The organism is Aeromonas dhakensis (assembly GCF_000820305.1).
GTDB lineage: Bacteria > Pseudomonadota > Gammaproteobacteria > Enterobacterales > Aeromonadaceae > Aeromonas > Aeromonas dhakensis.
Genome location: NZ_CDBH01000015.1, coordinates 90,786 through 116,460, shown reverse-complemented (window position 1 = coordinate 116,460; position 25,675 = coordinate 90,786). Strand labels below are relative to the sequence as shown.

At 63.7% G+C, this 25,675-nt stretch carries 20 protein-coding genes; 6 read left to right on the top strand and 14 right to left on the bottom strand.

The window, feature by feature from the left end; translation table 11 throughout:
- Window positions 1–228 precede the first annotated feature (228 nt).
- Window positions 229–2,373 (top strand): TonB-dependent siderophore receptor, encoded by a 2,145-nt coding sequence (locus tag BN1143_RS01520; RefSeq protein WP_042049397.1) that lies wholly within the window; start codon window positions 229–231, stop codon window positions 2,371–2,373.
- Window positions 2,374–2,411: 38 nt separating this feature from the next.
- Window positions 2,412–3,218 carry a siderophore ferric iron reductase gene (locus tag BN1143_RS01515; protein ID WP_042049396.1) on the top strand — a complete coding sequence of 269 codons (807 nt, stop codon included), beginning with the start codon at window positions 2,412–2,414 and terminating at the stop codon, window positions 3,216–3,218.
- Between the two features lie 147 nt (window positions 3,219–3,365).
- Here BN1143_RS01515 and BN1143_RS01510 read toward each other — a convergent pair whose 3' ends face one another.
- On the bottom strand, window positions 3,366–4,286 hold the full coding sequence (locus BN1143_RS01510; RefSeq protein ID WP_042049395.1) for a LysR substrate-binding domain-containing protein: 921 nt from the start codon (window positions 4,284–4,286) through the stop codon (window positions 3,366–3,368).
- 170 nt (window positions 4,287–4,456) lie between these two features.
- On the opposite strand from BN1143_RS01510, the gene metE reads away from it, so the two are divergent.
- Together metE and BN1143_RS01500 are read left to right on the top strand one after the other, a co-directional pair.
- Entirely contained in the window at window positions 4,457–6,721 is a 2,265-nt protein-coding gene (metE, locus tag BN1143_RS01505) for a 5-methyltetrahydropteroyltriglutamate--homocysteine S-methyltransferase (protein WP_042049393.1), read from the top strand.
- Window positions 6,722–7,148: 427 nt separating this feature from the next.
- Window positions 7,149–7,814 (top strand): substrate-binding periplasmic protein, encoded by a 666-nt coding sequence (locus BN1143_RS01500; RefSeq protein WP_082038392.1) that lies wholly within the window; start codon window positions 7,149–7,151, stop codon window positions 7,812–7,814.
- A gap of 72 nt (window positions 7,815–7,886) precedes the next feature.
- Here the strand turns inward: BN1143_RS01500 and BN1143_RS01495 are convergent, their stop codons facing one another.
- On the bottom strand, window positions 7,887–9,008 hold the full coding sequence (locus BN1143_RS01495) for a glycosyltransferase family 9 protein (protein ID WP_042049391.1): 1,122 nt from the start codon (window positions 9,006–9,008) through the stop codon (window positions 7,887–7,889).
- Window positions 9,009–9,292: 284 nt separating this feature from the next.
- Between BN1143_RS01495 and BN1143_RS01490 the strand changes: the two genes are divergently transcribed.
- Complete coding sequence (locus BN1143_RS01490; RefSeq protein WP_042049390.1) at window positions 9,293–10,420, top strand: HPP family protein; 1,128 nt, start codon at window positions 9,293–9,295, stop codon at window positions 10,418–10,420.
- Window positions 10,421–10,551: 131 nt separating this feature from the next.
- Here the strand turns inward: BN1143_RS01490 and BN1143_RS01485 are convergent, their stop codons facing one another.
- From BN1143_RS01485 to BN1143_RS21655, 3 genes are all read right to left on the bottom strand, one after another.
- The gene (locus BN1143_RS01485; RefSeq protein ID WP_042049389.1) at window positions 10,552–11,805 is read right to left on the bottom strand and encodes a D-amino acid dehydrogenase; all 1,254 of its coding nucleotides are present in this window, start codon (window positions 11,803–11,805) and stop codon (window positions 10,552–10,554) included.
- A 151-nt stretch (window positions 11,806–11,956) separates the two neighbouring features.
- Window positions 11,957–13,477, bottom strand: a complete 1,521-nt coding sequence (locus tag BN1143_RS01480) for a cryptochrome/photolyase family protein (RefSeq protein WP_042049388.1) — start codon at window positions 13,475–13,477, stop codon at window positions 11,957–11,959.
- Window positions 13,477–13,641, bottom strand: coding sequence for a DUF2256 domain-containing protein (locus tag BN1143_RS21655; protein ID WP_082038391.1), 165 nt, complete (start codon window positions 13,639–13,641; stop codon window positions 13,477–13,479). The genes BN1143_RS01480 and BN1143_RS21655 overlap by 1 nt, the downstream gene beginning before the upstream one ends.
- Before the next feature lie 470 nt (window positions 13,642–14,111).
- Between BN1143_RS21655 and BN1143_RS01475 the strand changes: the two genes are divergently transcribed.
- Entirely contained in the window at window positions 14,112–15,497 is a 1,386-nt protein-coding gene (locus BN1143_RS01475; RefSeq protein ID WP_042049387.1) for a tryptophanase, read from the top strand.
- Between the two features lie 107 nt (window positions 15,498–15,604).
- Here the strand turns inward: BN1143_RS01475 and pbpG are convergent, their stop codons facing one another.
- From pbpG to nrfA, 9 genes are all read right to left on the bottom strand, one after another.
- The gene (pbpG, locus tag BN1143_RS01470) at window positions 15,605–16,525 is read right to left on the bottom strand and encodes a D-alanyl-D-alanine endopeptidase (RefSeq protein ID WP_017782682.1); all 921 of its coding nucleotides are present in this window, start codon (window positions 16,523–16,525) and stop codon (window positions 15,605–15,607) included.
- 401 nt (window positions 16,526–16,926) lie between these two features.
- The gene (locus BN1143_RS01465; RefSeq protein WP_042049386.1) at window positions 16,927–17,382 is read right to left on the bottom strand and encodes an NUDIX hydrolase; all 456 of its coding nucleotides are present in this window, start codon (window positions 17,380–17,382) and stop codon (window positions 16,927–16,929) included.
- A gap of 137 nt (window positions 17,383–17,519) precedes the next feature.
- Window positions 17,520–18,710, bottom strand: coding sequence for a heme lyase NrfEFG subunit NrfF (gene nrfF, locus BN1143_RS01460; protein ID WP_042049385.1), 1,191 nt, complete (start codon window positions 18,708–18,710; stop codon window positions 17,520–17,522).
- Entirely contained in the window at window positions 18,707–19,306 is a 600-nt protein-coding gene (locus tag BN1143_RS01455) for a DsbE family thiol:disulfide interchange protein (protein WP_042049384.1), read from the bottom strand. The genes nrfF and BN1143_RS01455 overlap by 4 nt, the downstream gene beginning before the upstream one ends.
- The gene (gene nrfE, locus BN1143_RS01450; RefSeq protein WP_042049383.1) at window positions 19,303–21,264 is read right to left on the bottom strand and encodes a heme lyase NrfEFG subunit NrfE; all 1,962 of its coding nucleotides are present in this window, start codon (window positions 21,262–21,264) and stop codon (window positions 19,303–19,305) included. Before nrfE ends, BN1143_RS01455 begins: the two co-directional genes overlap by 4 nt.
- Window positions 21,265–21,437: 173 nt before the next feature.
- Complete coding sequence (gene nrfD, locus BN1143_RS01445) at window positions 21,438–22,391, bottom strand: cytochrome c nitrite reductase subunit NrfD (protein WP_042049409.1); 954 nt, start codon at window positions 22,389–22,391, stop codon at window positions 21,438–21,440.
- A gap of 90 nt (window positions 22,392–22,481) precedes the next feature.
- On the bottom strand, window positions 22,482–23,156 hold the full coding sequence (gene nrfC / locus BN1143_RS01440; RefSeq protein WP_042049382.1) for a cytochrome c nitrite reductase Fe-S protein: 675 nt from the start codon (window positions 23,154–23,156) through the stop codon (window positions 22,482–22,484).
- Complete coding sequence (gene nrfB, locus BN1143_RS01435; protein ID WP_042049381.1) at window positions 23,153–23,746, bottom strand: cytochrome c nitrite reductase pentaheme subunit; 594 nt, start codon at window positions 23,744–23,746, stop codon at window positions 23,153–23,155. Before nrfB ends, nrfC begins: the two co-directional genes overlap by 4 nt.
- Window positions 23,747–23,797: 51 nt before the next feature.
- A complete protein-coding gene (nrfA, locus tag BN1143_RS01430) occupies window positions 23,798–25,243 on the bottom strand; it encodes an ammonia-forming nitrite reductase cytochrome c552 subunit (protein WP_042049379.1) in 1,446 nt (481 codons plus the stop codon).
- Window positions 25,244–25,675: the final 432 nt, after the last annotated feature.

The window sequence follows — 25,675 nt, the reverse complement described above, 5'->3', positions numbered from 1 at the left end:
GCCGGGCGCTGCTATCCCTCTTTCCCTTTTGACTGCGCCAGGCTTTGTTATCCATTCGACATCGCCTGCGTTGCTGTCGTCATATCAGGTTGCCGGATGGGGCCAAGCTGGCCGCATTTTCTCCCTTTTCAGTGCCAACATGCCCCAAATTGTTAATTCAAGGGCAAAATGACCCAATAAAATGCAAATGAGATTTGTTACTATTCACTCATTGCATTCGAGGATCAGATGTACGCCACTCACCCCCCTTTGACCCTGGTCGCCGCGACCCTCTCCGCCCTGTTGGCTGGCCCTGTGCAGGCAGCCGCTGCCGAGCGCCTGACACAGACCCGGGCCGACGAGACCCTGACCGTGCTCGGCGAGACCTATCGCAACACCGCGACCAAGACCCGGCTCGACCCCCTGGAGACGCCCCAGGCCATTTCAGTGGTTGAGGGTGACACCCTGGAGCAGCGCGGCGTCAGCTCGGTGAGCGAGGCGCTGCGCTACGTGCCTGGCGTCAATACCGAGCTGCGGGGCGGGGCGGTCAACCGGCTGGATCTGTTCAACATTCGCGGCTTTGACAACTACCAGAACTTCTACGACGGTCTGCTGCTGCAGTACAACGACTGGAACCTGCAGCCCCAGATCGATCCGGTGGCCATCGAGCAGCTGGAAGTGTTCAAGGGACCCACCTCCGTGCTCTACGGCAGCATGCCCCCCGGCGGCATGGTCAACCTCATCGCCAAGCGCCCCCAGCGGGAGAGCAGGCACAGTGTCAGCGTGGCGAGCGGGACGGGCACCCTCAAGGAGCTGACCCTCGACAGCACCGGCGCCCTCAACGATCAGTTTGCCTATCGGCTGGTGGGGCTGGCCCGCCAGAAAGACGGCCAGGCGGTGACTTCAGAGGAGGAGCGCTTCGTGCTGGCGCCCTCTCTCGACTGGCAGTTGAGTGATCGCACCCTGCTAAACCTCAACCTCTATTACCAGAAAGACCCCGCCGCTGGCATCTACACCACTGTGCCGGCCAGCGGCTCGGTCAAATCCAACCCGATTGGCCAGTTGGGTAGCGATACCTTCCTTGGCGATGAAAACTGGAACCACTACAGCCGGGAGGTGACCCTGCTTGGCTACAAGCTGAGCCACGACTTCAACGCCAACTGGCAGCTGCTGCAAAACGCCCGCTACATGGATGCCTCGGCCAACCAGCAGAACACCTACAACGCGGCATTGGCGGCCGACCACCGCACCCTGGCCCGCAACGCCTACCTGACCGATGAAGAGTCCCGCGGTTTTGTCATCGACAACCAGCTGGCGGGCAAGGTGCAGACCGGCAAGGCCCAGCACAACCTGCTGCTGGGGGTCGATTACCAGTATCTGGATGCGCGCATTCTCTACCGGGATACCCTCGACTATTCCGCTCCCGCCATCGACATCTTCAACCCGAACCACCAGCAGATAGTGCCGGCAGACCTGGCCTTCAACTATCAGGACAACCGAACCATCCGCCAGTATCAGAGCGGCCTCTACCTGCAGGATCAGGTGCGCCTCGATCGGCTGGTGGTCATCGGCGGCGCCCGCTACGACCGCTACCGGATGGACACCGACAGCCGGACCCTCTATCAGGGGGCGGCGAGCAACAGCCTGGCCCAGATTGATCAGGACAACCTCTCGCTGCGCCTCGGTGCCCTCTACGAGCTGGATCACGGCCTCTCGCCCTATGTGAGCTATGCCGAGAGTTTCGAACCGGTGGCGGGGGCAGACAAGCAGGGCCAGGCGTTCAAACCGGCCACCGGCCGGCAGTGGGAAGGGGGGCTCAAGTTCCTCTCCGAGGACATGAGCAAGACCGCCACTCTCTCGGCGTTCCACATCACCAAGCAAAATGCCCTGGTGACGGATCCGGACAACGTTTACGGACCCAAGCTGCAGACCGGCGAGATGGTCTCCAAGGGGGTCGAGCTGGAGGGGAGACTCGATCTCACCAGCCGCTGGGATCTGGCGCTGAGCTATACCCGTCAGGATATGGAAATCACCCGCGACACCACCAGCCTGCAGGGCAAGACGCCGGTCTGGGTACCCAAGCAAATGGCTTCGCTGTGGAGCAACTACCTGCCGGCCGGCCCGCTGGAAGGAGCGCGCCTGGGGGCTGGCCTGCGCTACGTGGGGGAGGCCCAGCTTGATGCCGCCAACACCGAGACAGTGCCGGATTACCTGCTGATGGACATGGCCGCCTCCTACGATCTGGCCCAACTCAGCCAGCGCCTGCAAGGGGTGGAGGTGTCACTCAGCGCCAGCAACCTGTTCAACAAGACCTACTACTCCTGCTACGACCAGAACAACTGCTGGTTCGGCGCAGAGCGCAGCGTGGAGGCGCGACTCAAATACGTATTCTGACCCTGCGTCCCGGGCCGCGCCCGGGACTCTCTCACCCCATGACCGGCGCCGGCCACCGTATCCGCAGCCGGGATGCGCGGCGCGAGCCGGATCTGCAGTCACTGGCGGATCACGGCGCCCTGTTCGCGGCCGCCGCCGGGCTTATCCCATCCCTCAAGGGGCGGCTGGTGGCCGCCGGCGAAGCTGCGGCACTGTTGACGACGACCAAGCAGGCCACGCCGGCCGAGGTGGCGGCCGCACTGCACGAGTATTGGCGACTGGCCCATCCGGAGGCAGGTCCCGCCTACTGGCTCACCCGCAGCTGGGGCATGCTCTGCTGGCAATCCATCTATCTGGCCATGGTGGCCGTCTATCGGCTGCGGGCCGTGCCGGTGCTGGATAGGTTGGGCCAGGGCTATCAGGATGGGCTGGTATCGGGCTTTACCCTGCCGGCCGAACCCATGATCAAGGGGGAGCTGGAGCTCTTGATCAAGACGGCGGGTGAGCGGCTGCAGACCCATTGGCAGGCACTGTTCGCAGCGCTCGGGCAGGTGCAGCGGCTGCGACCCGGTTTCGTGCGGCCGCTCTTGGCGGACGATCTGCTGGCGGCGCTGGTGCGGGTGCCCGCGTTCTTTGACGAGATAAGCCCCGCCGAGGTGGCGGCCCATGCGCCGCACTGGCTTGCCGCCTGCGGTCTGCCGACCGAACATCTGGCGGGCTGGCAGCCGGCGCCCTGGCCGCCAGCGGCCGGCTTGGTCGGTTACGTGCGCCAGCGCTGCTGCCTGCACTACAAGCGCCGCGATGGTGAGCTGTGCGCCAACTGCCCGCGGCGGCAGGGGGCGGCGAGCTGTGAAGAGGGGGCTTGAATAAGAAGCCCTGCGTGATGACAAGCCGCCCTCAGGCGGCTTTTTACTGCGCCTTGCCATATGGATGACTGCGCTTTTACATCGCCCATGCTTGATACGAATCTGCCGTCTGCAGGTAAGCCGGCGCAGTGTCCCTTCTTCTGCACATTACTGCGCCTTTGTGTCGCCCATCTTGCTGCGAATTCGTTCAAACAGGCTCTGCAGACAGGCTTGATCCCGGTCGGCGGCGCGCACGGCGCCATACATATGACGGCGTACTCCCTCGGCGAGCGGGCGCGCCTCGAGCAGCCCTTGGCGGACAAACTCCTCGCAGGCCCAGCGCGGCAGGGCAGCGACGCCCAGGCCGGCGGCGGCCATCTGCAGCATCACGGAGGTGTTGTCCACCGGCTTGCAGCGGGCGGGTTCGATGCCGGCCGGCTGCAGGAAGCGGCTGAACACGTCCATCCGGGCCCGCTCCACCGGGTAGACCAGCAGCACCTCGGGGCGCAGATCCTCAGGCTTGATGGTCTGCTGTCCACAGAGGGGGTGATCCGGCGCCATCACCAGCACCAGCTCGAAGGCGAACAGCGGCTCGAAGTGAAGATCGCCGCGCGCCTGCACGTCCGAGGTGAGCAGCAGGTCGAGCTGGCCGCCGAGCAGGGCGCTGATGGCATCAAAGCCCGGTACCGATTCCACCTCCAGATCCACTCCCGGCCACTGGCGGCGAAAATCGGGCAACAGCGGCAGCAGCCACTGGATGCAGCTGTGGCAATCGAGCGCCAGGTGAAGGCGACCGGCCTCGCCGCTGTGCAGGGCCTGCAGCTGTTTCTCGGTCTGCGCGAGCGCCGGCAGCACCTGGCGGGCCAGCCCCAGCAGCTGGTTGCCGGCCGCGGTCAGCACCAGCGGGCGGCTCTTGCGCAGATAGAGCTCCAGGTTGAGGCGGGTCTCCAGCTCCTTGAGCTGGTGGGAGAGGGCGGACTGGGTGAGGTTGAGGGTCAGTGCCGCCCCGGCCAGCGAGCCCTGCTCGGCCAGCGCGCTCACCGTTTTCAGGTGCTTGATGTCGATCCCCGGGTTGCTTGACACCGCCATGGTATCCCTCCTTGTTGTGCCTGAGTGGCGCCTTGAGAATTTCTTGAGAGCCAGTTGAAAAGGATTCAATAGCCAACGCCACCTTATCTTGTCATTTTGGATGTGTAAACATCTGGATGGCTAAATCATCCAGTTCACCATCAGATGAATGAGCATAAGGAATGGAACCTATGACCTGCGCACACACCCTTGGCTTTCCCCGTATCGGAGCCAAGCGCGAGCTGAAATTTGCCCTCGAATCCTACTGGCGCGGCGAGACCAGCCAGGCTGAACTCATCGCCACCGGCAAGAGCCTGCGTGAGCGTCACTGGCAGGCCCAGCAACAGGCCGGCGTGACCCTGCTGCCGGTGGGTGACTTCGCCTGGTACGATCAGGTGCTCGGCACCAGCCTGCTGGTGGATGCCATCCCCGCCCGTCACCGCCATGGCGACACCGATCTCGATACCCTGTTCCGGGTCGCCCGTGGCCGTGCGCCGACCGGTCCGGCCGCCGCCGCCGCCGAGATGACCAAGTGGTTCAACACCAACTACCACTACCTGGTGCCCGAGTTCAGCCGCGACCAGCGTTTCAAACTGGGCTGGAGCCAGCTGTTTGACGAAGTGGAGGAGGCCAAGGCGCTGGGGCTGCCGGTCAAGGCGGTGCTGCTGGGGCCCGTCTCTTACCTCTGGCTTGGCAAGGAGAAAGAGAGCGGCTTCTCCCGTCTCGAGCTGCTCGACCGCCTGCTCATCGTCTATCAGGAGATCCTGGCGAAACTGGCCGCCCAGGGGGTGGAGTGGGTGCAGATCGACGAGCCGGCGCTGGCGCTGGACCTGCCGGACGAGTGGCGCCTCGCCTATCTCAATGCCTATGAGCGTCTGGCTGGTCCCTGCAAGCTGCTGCTCACCACCTATTTTGGCTCTGTTGCCCATCAGCGCGACATCATCACCAGCCTGAAGGTGGATGGCCTGCACCTGGATCTGGTGGCGGCCCCCGAGCAGCTGGAGACCCTGGTCCCGCACCTGCCGGCCCAGTGGGTCATCTCGGCCGGTGTCATCAACGGTCGCAACGTCTGGCGTGCCAATCTGGCCAAGCTGGTACCGACCCTGAAAGCACTGAAAGCCAGGCTTGGCGAGCGGCTCTGGGTCGGCTCCTCCTGCTCCTTGCTGCACAGCCCGGTGGATTTGACCCTGGAGCACGAGCTGGATCCCCAGACCCGCAGCTGGTTCGCCTTTGCCCTGCAAAAATGCTACGAGCTGGGCCTGCTGGCTGACCATCTAAACGGCGGGGAGCTGGACAAGATCAATGCCTACAGCCAGCCCATCGTGGATCGGGAATCTGACAGCCGGGTGCACAAGAAGGCGGTGCAGTCACGCCTCGCCAGCCTCACCAACAGCGATTTCGAACGCCACAGCGCCTACCCGGTGCGGGCCGAGGCGCAGCGCGCGGATCTCAAGCTGCCGCTCTTGCCGACCACCACCATCGGCTCCTTCCCGCAGACCTCGGAAATTCGGGTGCTGCGCCAGGAGTGGCGAGCCGGTCGTATCGACGATGGTGCCTACGAGGCGGGCATTCAGGCCCAGATCAAGGATGCCATCCTGCGCCAGGAGGCCATCGGGCTGGACGTGCTGGTGCACGGCGAAGCCGAGCGCAACGACATGGTGGAGTACTTCGGTGAGCTGCTGGATGGCTTTGCCATCACCCGCTTCGGCTGGGTACAGAGCTATGGCTCGCGCTGCGTCAAGCCGCCGGTGATCACCCGTGACATCGACCGGCCGACCCCCATGACCCTGGCGTGGACCCAGTTTGCCCAGAGCCTGACCGACAAGCCGGTCAAGGGTATGCTGACCGGCCCTGTGACCATCCTCTGCTGGTCCTTCCCGCGCGAAGACGTGAGCCGCGAACAGTCCGCCCTGCAGATTGGCCTGGCCATTCGCGACGAGGTGGCAGACCTGGAAGCCGCCGGCATCAAGATCATCCAGATCGACGAACCGGCGATCCGTGAAGGTCTGCCCCTGCGCAAACAGGATCACCAGGCTTATCTCGACTGGGCGGTGCGCGCCTTCCGTCTGAGCGCGAGCCCGGTGGTGGACAGCACCCAGATCCACACCCACATGTGTTACAGCGACTTCAACCTCATCATAGAGGCGGTGGCGGCGCTCGATGCGGACGTGATCACCATCGAGACCAGCCGTAGCCAGATGCAGCTGCTGGGGGCGTTCGAGCGCTTCAACTACCCCAACGAAATCGGCCCGGGCGTCTATGACATCCACTCGCCAAACGTGCCGAGCCAGGGCTGGATTGAGGATCTGATCCGCAAAGCGGCCAAGCAGATCCCGGCAGAGCGGCTGTGGGTCAACCCGGACTGCGGCCTCAAGACCCGCGGCTGGGAAGAGACCGAGGCCGCCCTCAAGGTGATGGTCGATGCCACCAAGGCGCTGCGTGCCGAGCTGGCCTGAAGAACATCTGCAAACAACAAGAGAGTACGGGCATAACGAACGAGGGAAGGCGCAAGCCTTCCCTCTCTCTTTTTATGCCGGATCAGCCGTTGATGTTGGCCGGGGGAAGATCTGTAGCAATGACGGCGCGGGCAGGCCGGGTGGCACGTCGGTCCCGGAATACTGGACGCAGCCCCCATAACCCCCGCCATATCCACTCTGTTTTGCAAGGCTGGCTCCTCGACCAGCAAGCGTGGCCGCTTGACGATATCACCCCGCCTGCGCCGGCGAGGCCTCGCCCATTTTTTCATTCGATGCGCTTGCGCTAGGCTCAGGGCAGGGTGATGACGGTGGGGCTGACATGATGAAAGCGGGTCTCTGGTTTTGGTGTTTATGGGGGCTGCTGTTGGCGGCATCTTCCCAGGCGGTTGCCGTCTCTTCGCTCAACATGGTCTATTTCGATGATTTTGCCCCCTACTCGTGGCGTGACGAGGAGGGCAAGATGCGCGGCCTCATGGTGGATGTGATGGACAGGGTAGGGCTCGAGCTTGGGGTTCAGGTGCATCATGAGGGATATCCCTGGTTGCGGGCGCAGAAACTGGTCCGTGCCGGTCAAGCCGACGGCTTCGTCACCGTGCCGACCCGGGAGCGGCGAGCCTATACCCGGGTGGTCGAAGCCCCGGTGGCCTTCTCACCCTTGACCCTGTTCACGCAAACCGGGCATCCGGCCCTGGCTCGTCTCAACCAGGCCCTCGCCTTGAGCGATCTCAAGGCGTTCACCATTCTCGACTACATCGGCAATGGCTGGGGCAAGGAGAACCTGGTCGGTTTCAAGGTCCATCTCACCAGCAATGTGGACAATGTCTTCAAGTTGCTGGCGGCTGGTCGGGGGGATCTGATGATCACGGATCCTCTGGTGGCGCGCTTCAAGCTGGCTCAGCTGGGATTGGCGGGAACGATCACGGAAGTCCCCCTGCAACTGGAGCTGACACCGCTTCACCTCTGTATTGCCAACTCATCCCCCTTCGCCGCCAGGGTGGACGAGTTGACTCGCATCTTGGCGCGATTGCGGCAAAGTGGCGAGCTGGCCAGGATGGAGGCTCACTATCGTTGACGCTGATGATGAAAAGAGGAATGGAACGGCAGGACGAGCTGAATCGCCCTGCCGGTGTGGGCGCAGGCTGGATCAGCCCGCAGCAGGGATTGGCAAGGGCGCACCTGACAAGCAAGGGGCCGGGGTTGGCGCAGGTAACCTCTCCTGATTGAGCGGGGTGCGTGCCATGACCCCGGCCAGCCAGTGGTGATCGAGGGGGATGGCATTGCGATCGCCGATCACCAGATTGAGGTGCTGGGCACCGAGGCAGCCGTAGCGGGCGGGATCGGTCTGGGTAAAGAGACCGAGGCAGGGCACGCCGCTGGCGGCGGCCAGGTGCAATGGCCCGGTGTCGCCGCTGACGAAGAGGGAGAGGCCGCCGGCAAAGCGGGCCAGCTCGCTCAGGCTGGAGAGGGAGACCTGCACGTCGCCGAGCTGGGGCTGGGGATCGGCGGGATCCTCGAGCTGGATCAGCAGGGCGGCGGGATAGTGGCGGCGCAGATCCCCGAGCAGCCGCTGCCACTGGGGCAGGGAGAGCCCCTTGCCCTTGCGGGCACCGGTGAAAAAGCCGATGAGCGGCCGTTCCGGGTAGTCCTGCCTGAGCGCCAGCAGCCGTGGGCTGGCGCTGTGCAACAAGCTGCCGAGCTCAATCTGATCGGCGAGATGACCGTGCATGCCGAGCAGTTGCAGCGGCTGGTGGGCGTAGTGGCAGTGATCGTTGGGAGTGAGGGGCTGGGGGAACAGGGCATCCCCCTTGGCATCGTCAAAGCCCAGCTTCTCGCGGGCCTTTACCCAGCCGGCGATGAGGTGATCGGTGCTGGAGGCAAAGGGCACATAGACCCGATCGTAATGCTGACGGCGCAGCTGCCATAGCACCGACAGGGAGGCCAGCAGACGCTTGCCCTGCAACCTGACCGGGTGAATGCGCTGCAGCTGCAGATCGGCCAGGAAGGGGAGCAGCTGGCCGCCGATGCACACCAGCTCTATCTCGGCATGGGGGTGGGCACTGCGTACCTTTTGCAGGAAGGGCAGCAGAAACAGGTTGTTGCCGATGCGGCAGGTGCTGCGAATGACCAGGATCCGCTGGGGAGGCTGGCTGGCTGCCGGCAGTCGGCCTTGACGCGCGAGCCAGGCGAGGGCTGCCCGCTCCAGCCCGGCGGTCCAGCAGCGGCGCTGACCGTCGAAGCGGCGCAGGGCAACTCTGATAGTGCTCATAAGTAGTGGCTCCGTGCATGAATATGGCCTCAAGGTGACACGACATTTCTTAAGCCGAGGTTAAGAAAAGAGAAAAATGAGGGGGGGACGCCATTTTTTGTAAAAATTTGTTGCTGAGTCACAGTTTCAGAGTGCTCGGATGGAACAGGGGTATTTCCGTATGATTCCTGTTTTCCTGGGGCGGGATGGTTGAGCGGAGTAGATCGCACCTCCTGGTGGCATTTGGCGGCGGTATGTCGTTAAAATCGCGCATTTGAAATGAATGTTATCCTCGCAGGAGCCCCATGCAGTTCAGGGATTTCTTTCCGGTATCCACCAATACCAGTCTCAAAGAGAGTTGTTACGGCGCCCTGGGCGCCTTCGTCGGGCTGTTGGGCACCGCCCTCTTGTGCCGCTGGGGGCTGGGGCTTGAGGTACACTGGCTGATCGCCCCCATGGGGGCCTCCGCCGTGCTGCTGTTTGCAGCGCCAGCCAGCCCGCTGGCCCAGCCCTGGTCCATCCTGGTGGGCAACGGGGTGTCGGCGCTGATGGGGGTGCTGAGTGCCAGCCTGGTGGCGGATCCGGCGCTGGCTGCGGCTCTTGCCGTGATGCTGGCCATCGCCGCCATGTTGCTCACCCGCAGCCTGCATCCCCCCGGCGGCGCCGTGGCCTTGACCGCTGTCATCGGTGGCGAGGGGATCCGCCAGCTCGGGGTCGGCTATGTGCTGCTGCCGGTGCTGCTCAATTCGCTGTTGTTGCTGCTACTGGCGCTCTGCTACAACCGGCTGCTGGGGCGCCGTTACCCCAACAGCGGTCAGGCCCGGCCCAACCGCCATCAGACCGCCGATCCCCAGCCGAGCGAGCGGGTGGCGACCCAGGCGGAGGACATCGACTTTGCGCTGGAAAAGCACGGCGAGCTGCTCGACATCAGCCGCCAGGATCTGCAGGCGCTGCTGCAGGAGGCCCAGCTACACGCCCTGCGGGCCAGGGTGGGCACGGTGCGGGTGCAGGAGGTGATGTCGCGGGATCTGATCCTGATAGCGGCGCCGCAGCCGGCCATGGCGGCCTGGCAACTGCTCTCCCACCATCAGGTCAAGGCGCTGCCGGTGGTGGACGAGGCCGGCCGGCTGACCGGCATCATCACCCTGCACGACCTGATGATCGACCGGGCACTACAACAGCCGCGAGGCGCGGCAGAGCTGGCTGAGTTGCGGGTCGCAGATCTGATGACCCGCAAGGTGTCGACCGCCCGCCACGATCAGCCGCTCTACGATCTGGTGGGGGCCTTCTCCGATGGAGGCCTGCACCACATGCCGGTGTTAGATGGCGAGCAACTGGTGGGGATCCTGACCCAGTCGGACATGGTGGCGGCACTGTTCAACCTGGCGCTGCACCCGGCGCAGGGTGAAACCGGCGCGCCGGTCGGTCCATAAGCAAGGCCCCTCACGGGGCCTTTTTGTTGTCTGTGCCTTGGCACTGCATGGCTGGACAAACTGAACAAGTTCAAAGAACGAGGGAGTGCCAGGCACTCCCTCGTTGGGATAAGAGAGACGGAGGACAAGGCTCAGCCGTAGCGGGCCAGGGTGAGCCCTTCGTCGCTGATGGCAGTGTCGCTGCCGCTGATGAGATCGCACAGCAGCTGACCCGAGCCCGCCGCCATGGTCCAGCCCAGGGTGCCATGGCCGGTGTTGAGCCAGAGGCCGGGGATGGGGCTCGGACCCACCAGCGGGGTGCCGTCCGGCGTCATGGGGCGCAGCCCGGTCCAGAAGTCGGCGCGGCTGATGTCGCCCCCCTCGGGGAAGAGATCACCGACCACCATGGCCAGGGTGTCGTGCCGTTTCGGGTTGAGGGCCAGGTTGTAGCCCGACAGCTCCGCCATGCCGCCGACCCGGATCCGCTCATCGAAACGGGTGATGGCCACCTTGTAGGTTTCATCCAGCACAGTGCTGCGCGGCGCGGCCTCGGCGTTGATCATCGGCAGGGTGAGGGAGTAGCCCTTGACCGGGTAGACCGGCAGATCGAGCCCGAGCGGGCGCAGGAAGCCGGTGGCATAGCTGCCGAGGGCACAGACGATGGCGTCGGCCTTGAAGCGCTGCTCGCCGGCCCGCACCGCCACGGCGCGTCCCTGCGCCAGCTCGATCTCGTCGATGGCGCAGTTGAACACGAACTTGACCCCGAGTCGCTGCGCTTCTGCTGCCATGGCCTTGGTGAAGCGGAAGCAGTCACCGGTCTCGTCCCCCGGCAGGCGCAGGCCGCCCACTATCTTGCCGCGTACCCGGGCCAGTGCCGGCTCTGCCCCTTCACAGCCAGCGGCATCGAGGGACTGATAGGGCACGCCGTACTCTTCCAGCACCTCGATGTCGCGCTTGCTGGCATCGAGCTGGGCCTGACTGCGAAACAGTTGCAGGGTGCCGAGCTGGCGCCCCTCGTAGTCCAGCGCCAACTCATCGCGCAGCAGCTTCATACAGTCGCGGCTGTATTCGGCCAGACGCACCATGCGCCCCTTGTTGACCGCATAGGCTGCCGGGGTGCAGTTGGCAAACATCTTCAACATCCAGCGCAGCTGGAAGGGATCCGAGGTCGGCCGCACCGTGAAGGGGGCGTGTTTTTGCAGCAGCCACTTGGCGGCCTTGAGGGGAATGCCGGGGGCCGCCCAGGGGGCCGCGTAACCGGGGGAGATCTGGCCGGCATTGGCGTGGCTGGTTTCAAGGGCCACCCCGTCACGCCGCTCCAGCAGGGTCACCTTGTGACCCGCCTTGGCCAGATACCAGGCGCTGGTCACGCCGACCACGCCACCACCGAGTACCACTATGTCCATCTTGTCTCTCCTTGACTGGGGCCCTCACATTAATCAGCCGCCACAGGATATTCAACTGGTGTAGATATAATTGGGATATATATCTATTTACAATTATTTAACTGGTTTTCAATGTTGAAATTTGTGGACTTGTTGGCATTAGCTGTGGCAGTCAGAGCTGCTCCAACCGGATCAGGTACTGCTCCGCCGTCGCCAGGATGGCGTGCTGCTGTTCGGCGGCCTGGCCATCCCAGTTGGCATAGGGCAGGGTGAGGCGAGGATTGCTGCCAAGTTTGTCCCGGTTGCGCCATAAAAAATGCCAGTAGAGGCTGTTGAAGGGGCAACTCCCGTCGCCGCTGCGGGCCTTCACCTGGTAGTGGCATCCCTTGCAGTAGTGGCCCATCCGCTCGAGATAGGCGCCGCTGCTGGCGTAGGGCTTGCTGCCCATCAGGCCGCCATCGGCAAACTGGCTCATGCCGCGGGTGTTGGGCAGCTCCACCCACTCGATGGCATCCACATAGATGCCGAGATACCAGGCATCCACCTCGTCGGGAGCGATCCCCGCCAGCAGGGCAAAGTTGCCGGTCACCATCAGCCGCTGGATATGGTGGGCGTAGGCGTGATCCAGAGACTGGCGAATGGCGTGACGCACGCAGGCCATCCTGGTTTCTCCACTCCAGAAGAAACTGGGCAGCGGCCGTTCGGCCCCGAGATAATTGGTGCGCTGATAGGCAGGCATCTTTTCCCAGTAGAGGGCGCGTACGAACTCGCGCCAGCCGAGGATCTGGCGAATAAACCCTTCCACCTGCGCCAGGGTGATGGTGCCCTGATTGGCCTGCCAATGGGCTTCGGCTGCGCGGATCACCTCGAGGGGATGGAGCATCTTGCTGTTGAGGGAAAACGACAGGCGGCTATGAAACAGGCTCCAGCCCCGCTCGCTCAGGGCATCCTGATAGCGGCCAAAGTGGGGCAGACAGTGCGCCAGAAAATGGGCCAGCAGCTCGCGGCTCTGGCGCCGGCTGATGGGCCACGGCAGCTTGCTGGCATCCGCCTCGCCGATGGTGGCGACCCCGTGGCGGGTCAGCATGGCATCGATGTCGCTCACCTCGTTGGCAAAGGTGAGGGGTGCCGGGATGGGCTGGCTCGCCGGCAGTTTGGCGCGGTTCTCGTCATCGAAGTTCCAGCGCCCGCCAAGGGGCTGGCTGCGCTCATCGAGCAGCACCCGGTACTGCCTTCGCAGGGCGCGGTAGAAGAACTCCATCCGGCTGTGGGGGTAGCGCTGCCAGCCATCGCGGGGGGTGAGAAAATGTTCGCTCTCCACCTCGGTGGCAGGGATGGTCAGGCCCGCCGCCCAGCTTTTTAGCTGGCTTGCGAGGCGCCACTCGTCCGGGCTCTGCCAGGCGAAGCTGTCGGCCTGATGCGCTTCAAGCTGGGCCGTCAGCAGACTGGGCAAGTCGGGCCAGCGGGCGCTCTCATCGAGGGTCAGGTAACAGACGCGGTGGCCAGCTTTTTTGAGAGCCGCCGCGAAGGCGCGCATGGCGGCAAAGAAGGCCAGCACCTTCTGGCGGTGGTGGCGGCAGTAGTCGGTCTCTTGGCGCAGCTCCGCCATCAGGTAGCAGACCGCTGGATCCGGGGTGCGAAACCAGCTGTGAGCGGCGTTCAGCTGATCGCCGAGTACCAGGCGCACTTCCATCAGGCTGGTTCCCCATTATGTTGACGGTTGTTGTGGCGAGCGTAGCGACAGCGCTCGCTGCAGTAGCGAACCTCCTCCCAGCAATTTGCCCACTTGCGCCGCCAGCTAAAGGGGCGCTGGCAGACGGGGCAGATCTTCTCGGGCAGATGGGCTTTGCGATGCATGGGACTTCCGATGGTTGGCAATAAGCGGCGTGAACAGGGTCAAGTCACCGGGATAACAGCTTAACGAAGCTGGGTGCTGGGGAGATCACTGTCGCCTGTATCGAGTCCGCTGAATGGGCGCTTTGTGAGCAGACGCACAACCCGTTGACACTCAGATTGTTTGTATGGCAACCAGTTGTTAACTTGGCGAGGCTGCCTGCTGGCAGCACCCATCAATGGATCTTATTGGCCACCGACTGGTTACAACCGACATGGAGGGGAGTGATGCCAATCGTGACAGCTACGCCCCGGGCAGCCTGCCTGCTCGCCCACTGGTACACCCGGGATCCCATTCTGACCCTCGACTTTCCTCACCGCTGATTGGCGGCAGCCGCCGTTTGAATTTGTCAGCCGGACGACCTTGATCGCCCCGGCCTCTTTGCCAATTCCAATTTCAAACACACTGGCCTTGCGCCGGTGAGGAGTCTTATATGCGTCGTATACCCGAGCCGTTTCGTATCAAGATGGTCGAGCCCATCAAACAGACCACTGGCGCCGAACGCCGCGCCGCCCTGGAGGCCGCTGGCTGGAACCCCTTCCTGCTGCTGGCCGAAGATGTCTACATCGATCTGCTGACCGACAGCGGTACCGGCGCCATGTCCGATCGTCAGTGGGCCGGCATCATGATGGGGGACGAGGCCTATGCGGGCAGCCGCAACTTCGTCGAGCTGGAGCGCACGGTGCGCGAGATTTTTGGCTACCAGCATGTGATGCCCACCCACCAGGGGCGAGGGGCCGAGCAGATCCTCTTCCCCGAGCTGGTCAAGCGCTGCCAGGGCAAGGCGCCGGTCTTCATCTCCAACTACCACTTCGACACCACCAAGGCCCACGTGGAGTTGGCCGGCGCGCGGGCCATCAACCTGCTCACCCCGAAAGCCCTCGACACCACGGCCCCTTACCCCTGGAAGGGGGATTTTGATCTCCCTCGCCTGAGCGACACCATCGAGACCCTGGGGGGCGCCAACGTGGCCGGCATCATCATCACGGTCACCTGCAACAGCGCCGGTGGCCAGCCGGTCTCCATGGCCAATATGGAGGCGGTCGCCGAGCTGGCCCGTCGCCACTATATTCCGGTGGTGATCGATGCCGCCCGTTTTGCCGAGAACGCCTGGTTTATCAAGGAGCGGGACCCGGCCTATGCCAAGTGCAGCATCAAGGAGATAGTGCGCCAGATGTTTGCGCTGGGGGACATCTTCACCATGTCGGCCAAGAAGGACGGGTTGGTCAATATCGGCGGGCTCTGCTGTTTCAAAGAGGATCTCGAGCTGTTTCGCGCGGTGCAGGTGCGCTGCGTGGCGATGGAGGGGTTTGTCACCTATGGCGGCCTTGCCGGGCGGGACATGGCGGCGCTTGCCATCGGCCTGCGCGAGGGGATGGATGAGGAGTATCTGACCTATCGCATCAGTCAGGTGGCTTATCTCGGCGAGCGGCTGGCCGAGGCCGGTATCCCCATCCAGACCCCCACTGGCGGCCATGCGGTGTTTGTGGACGCCAAGAAGCTGCTGCCCCATATCCCGGCCGAGCAGTTCCCGGCCCATGCGCTCGCCTGTGAGCTCTATCTGGAAGGGGGCGTGCGCGGGGTGGAGATAGGCTCCCTGCTGCTGGGGCGCGATCCCGCCACCGGCAAGCAGGAGGCGGCGGACTTTGAGCTGTTGCGCCTGACCATTCCGCGCCGAGTCTACACCCGGGATCACATGGACTATGTGGCCGACTGCCTGATCGCGGTGAAAGCACGGGCCAGCGACATTTGCGGGCTTACCTTCGACTACGAGCCGCCGCTGCTGCGCCACTTCACCGCACGGCTCAAGCCGCTCTGATCGCCAGCACTTCGGCGCCGTAGCCAGCAGGCTTGAGCACAAGGCTCAATAACAAAAGCCCCCGCACCTGGATGCGGGGGCTTTTTTAGCGATGATGGCCGGGAGCCTTACTGGCTGCTGAACAGCTTGGTCCGGGGGCTGGACTGGGCGGTCAGGCTCATGCGACCGGAGGTCTCCAGCCAGGATTTGATCCGCTTGGCATCGGCCACCCGGGCGTTGGGAGTGTCGGCGTTGAGCAGCACCATGATCACCGGCTCGCGGTTGATCTGGGTGGCCATCACCAGGCAGCGACCCGCCTCGCGGATGTAGCCGGTCTTGGAGAGGGAGATGGGCCAGCTCCCTTCGCGTACTAGTCGGTTGGAGTTGAGGTAGTGCAGCTGACGCTTGCCGTTGCGCACCATGCGCTCCTCGGTGGAGGAGTACTGGCGAATGAGCGGATAGGTGGATGCCGCCGCCACCAGCTTGGCGAGATCGTGGGCGCTGGAGACGTTGCGAGGGGTGAGCCCGGTACTGTCGGAGAACTGGGTGCTCCACATGCCGAGCATGCGGGCCTTGGCATTCATCGCCTCGATGAAGGCGCGCTGGCCACCCGGGTAGTTTCTGGCCAGCGCCGAGGCGGCGCGGTTTTCCGACGACATCAGGGCGATGTGCAGCATGTCGGCTCGGCTCAGGCGCGAGCCCACCGCCAGTCGCGACCCGGTGCCCTTGAGCCTGTCCACGTCGGCCATGGTAACGGTCAGCATCTCGGAGAGACGCTGGTTGGCATCGAGCACCACCAGTGCCGTCATCAGCTTGGTGATGGAGGCTATCGGCATCACCCGGTTGGCGTTGCGCTCCGACAGCACTTCACCGGTGCGCGGGTTGGCCACCACGAAGGCGGCGGAGCTCAGCGCCAGATCGTTGCGCTGCTCCAGAAAGCTGTTGGGGGAGTGGGACTGGGCTGAAAACGGATTGGCCTGGGCGCTCTCCATGCTGACGGGAACAAGGAAGGCACCGAGCAACAGGGTAAGAAAAGGGCGAGTAATCATGATTTGACGCTACCGTACGGCTGACAGGGATATTTGGCTAAGTTATATGACGGTAATTGACGCTTCACAACGTCTAATGGCCCGATATTTCAATTTTATGGGATGGCGCACCTTGAAATAACGGTAATGAGCGCCATGAGCGGCTTCATACGAGTAATGATAGGGTTGGTCGGCGTGAGAAACATGGCTGCAGTGTGCGGCTGGTGGCGCCCTCTTGCCGTCAGATGATCGATCTTTTAGCGGTCTCTATTGCCTGCGTCCCTATCTTCACTCATTCCTGGTGATCATCTCTGTTGAAAACGGCCTGTTCAGGGGGGCAACATGTGCTGATGGCGGCCATGGCCGGCAGCGGATCACCACAGGATCAAGAAGATAACGAGAGGGCTCCTGGCATTCACGCGCTATGGCGTCATGGTTACCCGCATCAGCGCCGAGGGGCTGTTTTCGACAAAGTAGTGCCAGAGGTGATCATAGAGTGCCTGCTGGCCGGGGAAACTCACCAGTGCCTTGGCCTCGGCCAAGGTGCACCAGCGATATTCGGTGTGCTCATCATTGAGGGTGACCAGCTGATTGGGCGGGCAATAGACCACAAAGACCGGCACTACCTCCACCGTATTTGAAACGCTTTCATAAAATTGTTCCAGATAATGGGCTGTGTATAACTCGCAAACTCTGATACCCGTCTCCTCGCCAAATTCGCGAATAATGGTCTGCCAGCCGGTTTCCCCCGCCTCGACCGTGCCCGCCACATGGCACCAGAAACCACCCTTTACGCGTTTCATCACCAGCAGCTTTGTTTCACCATCAATCGTTGAGAGGGCGACACCGGAGACGGTTTTACAGCGAATGGGGATCATGGGATAGGCTCCAATAACAGGTTCAATGGACGCCTATTGTTCGGCCGCCGACGGGAGGTTGGCAAGTGATTTCCCTGCCGGCGGAGTTTTTGCGGGCCCAACGTGACAGGGGCATTCAGCCCCTGTCACGCGTGCGGTCAGCCTCCCATCATACGGGCGGTCTGGATCGCCTCGATCAGCGCGGCCCGGTTGATGCGGGGGCGCTCCTCGTCCAGCAACTGCTGCCAGAGGGCGATGGCCCGGGAGTAGCGACCGTGCAGGAAGTGATCGGAGGCGAGCAGCATCAGGGCACTCACCTCACCCTTGTCCTGTTTGAGCGCACTACCCAGCAGGCGCTGCGCCTCCGGGGTCAGCTGCTGGCCCGCCTGGTAGTAGAGCACGGTGGCCTGGGCGGCCTGAGTCGCGGCGCTGGCGCCGCCCTCCAGCAGGGCGAGGCGCTGGTAGGCGAGCAGGGCGTTGGCGTACTCGTCCCGATAGAGATACAACTGGCCGAGCGCCGCCCAGCCGTCGAGATCGGTAGGGTTGGCTTGCAGGCGCTGGTGCAGGGCGCCCAGCTCCTTGTCCTGCAGATCCCGCGGGCTCAATCCCGCCAGCGGATCGGGGCGCGACTGATAAGCCTGCCACGCCTGATAGCGGCCGGTGCCGGCATAAATGCCGGCCATCAGCGCCAGCAACAGGGCCCCAAGCAGTATCCATGACCGCAGCCTACGCTGCGGACGAGCGGTGCTATCTCTTGCCAGCCGCTTGCTCAGGGCCAGCTCGGCGGTGGGGGTGGCGTTGGCGAGGCGAGCCAGCTCCAGCTCCCGGTAGAGGCGGCTGTGGGGGGCAAGCCCCGCCTGCTGCTCGGCCATGATCAGCCGGTTCAGCTCGGCCCTGGGGTCGTGGGCGAGCGCCCCCTCGGCTTTGTCGCCGACAAGCGGCACCCGCGCCGGTTGCCGGCGATACAGGCTCCTGCGCAGGCGATGGAGCGCCAGCAACAGCAAGAGGGCGGGGCCGCCCCACAGCAGCGCCGTGCTGGCTTTGAAGGGGGGATCGTAGCGCACGAAATCGCCGAAGCGCTCCGTCATGCGAGCGATCACCTGCTCATCAGACTGTCCCTCGTCCACCCAGCGATAGACCTCGAGCCGCAGATCCCGGGCGATGGGAGAGTTGGACTCTACCAGGTTCTGGTTCTGACACTGGGGGCAGCGCAGGGCGCGGGCCAGCTCCTGAGCGCGGGTCTGCCGCTCGGGGTGGCGAAACTGATAGGTGTCGACCCCGCTGGCAAGGGCCCCGAGGCTCAAGGCCAGCAAGAGTGGCGCGATAAGGGTATGGCCGAGACGGCTCATTGCTTGCTCTCCTGCACTTCTCTCTCCACTTGTATCTCCACTTCTCTCTCCACTTCGGGCTGGCTGGCGGTGTTGCTGCGGGCCTTTGCCAGCAGGGGGGCAAACTGGCGTTGCCAGACTTCCCGGGTGAGCTCACCCGTGTGGCGGGTCAGCAGGGTGCCGTCGCCGGCAAAGAGATAGGTCTCCGGCGTGCCGTAGACGCCGAGCTCCAGCGCGAGTCGGCCGTCGGGGTCGGCCAGCACGGCGCGATAGGGGTTGCCCGCCTCGGTGAGCCAGGCGCGGGCGGCGTTCCCCTTGTCCCGGTAGTTGAGGCCGTAGAGGGGCACGGCGCTGGCCAGCTCACCCAGCAGCGGATGCTCGGTGCGGCAGTTGGGGCACCAGCTGGCCCAGACGTTGAGCACGAAGGGCTCCCCCTTGAGCGCAGCAGTGTGGATGGGGGCGCCACCAAACAGATCGTCACTCTGCCAGGCGGGCAGGGTACGCCCGGCGACGGCCTCATCCTGGCTGTAGGGATTGTTGCCAAGGCCGAGCCAGAGCAGAGCACCGAGCACCAGGGTGAGCACGAGCGGCACGAACAGGCGCAGACGGGCGTTCATAAGGACTCCTGTTCAAGCCGAGGGTAAGGGGCGGTCGCTGGCGCAGGATGGCTAGCCAGCAGCGGTCGGCGGGCGAGCAGACGCAGGGCGCCGCCCGCCATCATCAACAGGCCGCCGAGCCAGATCCAGCGCACCAGCGGCTTATGGTGCAGCCGCATGGCATAGGCGCCGGGCCCCATCTTCTCGCCAAGCACCACGTAGAGGTCGCCAAACAGCCCCCACGCGATGCCGGGCTCGTTCATGTTCATGGTGCGCACGCTGTAGTGGCGCCGCTCCGGGGTGAGCCTGGCCACCTCTTTACCGTTCTTATGCACGCTGAGAGTGATGCGCTCGGCGGTGTAGTTGGGGCCGATGATCGGCTCGCTCCCCTCATAGCGAAACTCGAAGGCGCCGAGCCGATAGGGCTGGCCTGCGGCGAGTACGGCGCCCCCCTCCTGGCTGTGGTGACTCACCTGTGCAATGCCGAGGGCGCACACCGCCACCCCGAGGTGGGCCAGCAGGCTGCCGAACCGATTGAGGGTGAGCTCGCGCAGCGACGTCGGTTGCAAGAGCGGGAGCAGCAGGCTGGCCATCAGCCAGAGGCTCAGCACGTTGGCCGCGAGCCCCAGCCAGCTTGCCCGCAGCGGCTCTGGATAGGCGAGGCTCAGCAAGGCGCCCCCCAGCAGGCCGAACAGGCATGGGAGCAGCACCTTGATGCGGCGCTGGGCTGCCAGATGCTGCCAGCGCAGGCGCGGCAGCTGGGTCATCAGCGCCATCAGGCAGAGGGCCAGCGGTACGAAGATGGTATTGAAGTAGGGGGCGCCCACCGAGAGCGAGCCCAGATGGAGCGACTGGAACACCATGGGGTAGAAGGTGCCGAGCAGCACGCTGGCGCAGGCCACGCAAAGCAGCATGATGGCGGCGCCGAGCAGCCCCTCTTTTGACCGCAAGCCAAAGTGGGCATAGGGGGCGCGAATGTCCGCCCGCAGGGCAAACAGGGTGAGGGCGCAGGTCAATAGCAAGCCGAGCAGCAACAAGAGGGTGAGGCCGCGGCTGGGGTCCACCGCAAAGGCGTGCACCGAGGTGAGCACCCCGGAGCGCACCACGAAGGTGCCGAGCAGGCTCAGCGAAAAGGTAAAGATGGAGAGCAGCAGCACGGCGTGACCGTATGCGCCGCGCTTCTCGCACACCACCAGGGCGTGCAGCAGGGCGGTGCCGAGCAGCCAGGGCAAGAGGGAGGCATTTTCCACCGGATCCCAGAACCACCAGCCACCCCAGCCGAGTTCGTAGTAGGCCCACCAGGAACCCAGCACGATACCGGCGGTGAGAAAGACCCAGGAGCCGAGCGTCCAGGGGCGGCTCCAGTGGGCCACGGCGCCATCGAGCCGGCCCGAGTGCAGCGCCGCCATGGCGAAGGCGAAGTTGACCGCAAAGCCGACATAGCCGAGATAGAGCAGGGGCGGGTGGATGATGAGGCCGATATCCTGCAGCATGGGGTTGAGATCGCGCCCCTCCAGCGGCCCCGGGAACTGGCGGTCAAACGGGCTGGAGAAGATCAGGGTATAGAGGCCGAACAGCCCGACGATCAGCCCCATGATGGCCAATACCCGGGTGCGGATCAGCGGATCGACCCGCTTGGAGCAAAGGGCTACCAGCGCGCCCCACAGCCCCAGGGCAAAGACAAAGAACAGCATGGAGCCCTCGTGGCCGCCCCACACGGCCGCCAGCTTGAAGCCAAGGGGCAGGGCGCTGTTGGCGTGCTGGGCCACATAGACCAGGGTGAAGTCATCCTGGCCAAAACAGCTGGCGAGCAGCAGCAGGGCGGCCCCGAGCAGGAGCGCGACCAGGAGGGCCAGCGGTGTTGCGCAGCCGAGCAGCGGGCGTGAGGCGAGCCGCAATCCCAGCCAGGGCAGCAGCCCTTGCAGCAGGGCGAGTCCGGTCGCCAGCAACAGTGAGAGATAGCCGAGCTCTGCCAGCACACAACCTCCGTTTCAATCTTTGATGTCATTCATGTCATGCCACACACGCCGCGTCGTCTTCCTTTGGGGAAAAACATTGCCAAGCAACGGGTGTGGCATCACCAGAAATTCATTGGGCCAGCAACAAATCAGCGCCAGTCACCGGAGGGCGGCTGGCGCTGGTGATCATGCCTTTAAATTACCGTCATCTGGCCGGCGTATAGCACGAAGTAGCGCAGCAGCAGGATCCCCACCAGGGTCAGGCTGCAGACCAGCACCAGATAGCCGTTTTTGGCCCGCAGCGGTGCGGGGGCCAGCAGGGCCAGCAACTGGGGCAGCAGCATGCCGATGCCCACCACCCCGAGCCAGAACACCTGAGCCCAGAAGCCGCTGCCGATGGCGGCCCACATGGCTGCCTCCTTCTGGCCGCCACCGAAGTAGAGGCCGGTAAAGAAGCAGACCAGCAGCAACACCTCCACCGCCAGCACCGGCCGCTCGAAGCGGTGGACGAAGCTCACCCCCTGGCTGTGATGGTTCTCCTTGAACAGGGTGACCGCCAGCAAGATGGTGGAGGCGATGCCGGAGCTGACGCCGGAGATGAGGAACAGCACCGGCAGTACCGGGTTGTTCAACAGCGGATAGGTCTTGAGCGCCGACAGCAGAAAGCCGGTGTAGGCCCCCAAGAGCACGGCAAGCAGCAGCAAGAGCGGCGCCAGCAGCCGCTCGATGCGGGCGAGCCAGCCAATGAGGCCATCCACAAAGGCGAACTTCTCTTGCAGCAGGTGCCTGCGCAAGGTCTCGATCTCGGTCCGAAACACCACCGCCAGCCAGGCGAACAGCACAGCCATGTAGACCTGGAACAGCATGACCCCCATCGACATCACGGAGTCGAACTGGTAGTGGAACATCAGCTTCCAGAAGGTCCAGGGGCGGGCCAGATGGAAGATGAGGATCAGTAACCCCAGCACCACGCTCACCGGCGCCAGAATGGCGGTCGCCTTGATGATGCCGCTCTCGCTGCCGGCCCCCTTGCGGCGCAGCAGCACCGAGAGGGTGGTGGCCCCGGCGGAGATGCCGAGCAGAAAGAGATAGATCGCGATCGGCCAGTCCCACACGAGGGAAGGGAAGTGAAATGCGTCATGCCACATGGTCATTCCCTCCATTGGCTATTGCCGTGGTAGATGGCGATGGGGCAAATCCCCACACCAACGAGGGGAAGTGAAACGCCGCTTGCATGGTCATGACTTTATCTCCCCTTTGGGCACGCGGTACATCTTGGGCGAAGTGCCGAGTGCCTGCTTGTAGCGATAGGTGGTCTCCTTCACCAGCCGTTTGGCGATGGGGCTGTCCGGGTCATCCAGATTGCCGAACACCAGCGCCTTGGTGGGGCAGGACTCCACGCAGGCCGGCTCCTTGCCCGCCGCCAGGTTGGTCTTGCGGCAAAAGTCGCACTTGTCGGCAACCTTGGTCACAGGGTTGATAAAGCGCACCTGATAGGGGCAGGCGGCCAGACAGTACATGCAGCCAACGCAGAGATCCGGGTTGACGTCGACGATGCCATCCTCCTTGCGGATATGGGAGGCACCGGTCGGGCAGACGTGCACGCAGGGGGCGTTGTCGCAGTGCTGGCAGGACTTGCGAAAGAAGTGGTACTCGGCATCGGGAAATTCACCGATAGGGCCGGAGCGGATGATCTCGAGGCGCGAGACCCCCTGTGGCACCTGGTTTACCTCCCGGCAGGCGTCCATGCAGGCGGTGCAGCCGATGCAGGCCGTCTCGTCGTGGAGCATGCCGTAGCGTACCCCGTCGATGGTCTGGCTGTGGGCGAGGGTGGTGGCACGAGCAGCCCCCGTCATCATGATGAGGGCCCCCGCGCTCATCCCCGCCATGAAGTGACGGCGAGAGCAGCTCATTGTGCCTCCTTGCCCGAGGTGGTGTTCGCCTTGGCCGCCTTGACGGCCTCATGCTGCTTGCTGTGGCAGTCGACGCAGAGCTTGATGCGGGACTTTTCCGGAATCGCCACCATGGGCTCCTTGGCCGGGTGCAGCTGGTGGCAGCTGGTGCAGGTGAGCTTGGTGGCGTGCACGTCGTGGGCCCAGAGCGCTTCGCGCAGCACTTTGGGCTCGTGACAGCTCATGCAAACCCCGTTCTGCTCGGCGATGGGGTAGCGCTCGGTACTCTGTTTGTTGTGGAAGCTGTCGCTAAAGCGCATCACGTCCTTGACCCCTTCCCGGTGTTTGGGGGAGGGCTGACCATGGCAGTTGGTGCAGGTGACCGGCGCCAGGTTGTTGGGGTTGGTCGCCTGGCCATGCTTGCCGTGCATACCGTATGCCTGCTCCTTGTGGCAGTCGGTGCAGGCCTTGTCGGCACTGCGCAGAAATTCCACTTCATGTGTAGTCGGTGCCGGGGCGGTTGCCGCATCGGCGGCCTGGCCCTGCAGGCTGGTCAGCAGCATGGCTGCCATCAGCATCAGTCGTAAGAAATCCATCGTTAAATCACCCATAGGAAGCCTCCATCCGGCGGCGGGCCCGACACTGCGGGCCCGCCTGCCTCGTCATTGTGCGAGCCGTCCGGCCGCTTTGGCCTCGGCATCCCAGGCGGGGACTGTGGTCTTGAGGAACTGGGCCTTGTCGCTGTTCATCTGCTTCATGTCCATGCCAAGAGCGGCCTGGGCCTTCTCCTTGCTGGAGATGTCAGGAATGGCGATCTCCTGGCTGAGCCCCTTGGCGGCCAGCAGGCGTGCCAGCTTGGTGCGGGCATCGGCGGCCTTGTCCAGGGAGGTCCCCAGCATGCGCAGCGCGACTTCCGGGGCGTGCATCTGCACCCCGTGGGAGGCGATGGAGAAGTCCCAGCGCCATTGGGCGTGACGGATGTCCTGCAGAATGTCCTTCATCTCGGCCTCGGTGGCGCCGGCATCCCAGGCGGCCTTGGCTTCAAAGTGGGCGTGCACCAGCTGCTTTTCGACTCTGATCTTGAGATCGTGAATGGCATCCTTGCGCTGCTTGACCACCCCTTGCAGCATCTCCTTGCTCTGGGTGTGGCAGTTGCGGCAGGTCTGGTCGAAGCGATCGAAGGGGTTGCCCACCTTGTGATCCGTGTAGACCTTGCCCTGTTCGTTCTGCACCTTGGGCATGTGGCAGTCGACGCAGGCGACGTTGTTCTGGCCGTGAATGCCGGCGCGCCAAGTCTCGTACTCGGGGTGCTGGGCTTTGAGCATGGGGGTCTTGGAGAGAGCGTGGGTCCAGTCGGCGAAGCCTATTTCGTCGTAGTACTGCTCCATCTGCTCCACCGTGGTGCCCTTGTCCCAGGGGAATTTCACCGCCTTGGTGGGGCCGCTGAAGTAGTACTCCACGTGGCACTGGCCGCACACCTGGGACTGCTGATCGAAGCGCCCTTGCTCCTTGAACGGCTTGCCAATGGCGGTCATGGCCCGGTCGGCATAGGGACGGGAGAGGTGCAGGGCGGGTTTGCCCTCCTTGAACTCTTTCGAGGCGGTGTCGTGGCAGTCGGCGCAGCCGATGGTGTTGACGATCTCGGGTCCGCCTTTTGCCCACATCCCCTTGAAGTAGCCATCCTCACCCTTTTCATCGATGACGCGGGCCACGTCCGGGCCTTTGCAGCTCCAGCAGGCCATGGGCAGCGGACCGTCTTCGGCGCTCTTGGGGGCGCCGGTGCGCAGGGTCTCCCGCACGTCGGTCAGGGCATAGAAATGACCGCGCGGCTTGTTGTAATCCTTGGCAAAGGCGTAGCCGGCCCAGAGCACCACCATGTTGGGGTCCTCGGCCAGGGCATCGGTGCGCTCGCGGCTCTCGCCGGTGGCCTTCCAGCTGCTGAACTGATCGGCGTGATCCTTGGCGAACAGCTCGCTGCGCGCCTCTATCTTGCCCTTGATTTGCGCCTCATCGGCCGCCTGTGCCCAGCCGCTGGTGCCAAGGACGGTGGTAAGCAGCAGGGCGGCGAGGCCCAGCCTGGTCTGTCTGTTGTGTGAACTCACGATCATCACTCCCAAATCGATCTCATTGCCAAGCCTGACCGTTCCATCCTGGAGCTGGGCATCAGCCCCCGCGCAAGGCAGGAGCAGGCAGGCCGATTAATTGTTATTGGTGAATAAAACCCATGTATTTATGCGATTGCTCGAGCTGGATATTACCAAATGGGTAAAACGAATGATGATTTATCGGGGGCGGGATTGCGCTAGATCAATTGTCGGAGCAGGCAACAAGCGGAAATGAGATCCCGGTTAAATTATGAGGAAACTCAACTTATTGCACCATTGTTAACGCTGCTGTCTGGCGACAGTGGGCTCAGTTGCCCGCCAGCCCGCGTCAGGCAAGGAGACGTCCGCAATGCGGCCGGTTTTCTATCTATTTGGGGATAATAAAATCCATGTGAATAAATATGCTGTATGAGCGGCGCGGAAGAGGGCATCAAG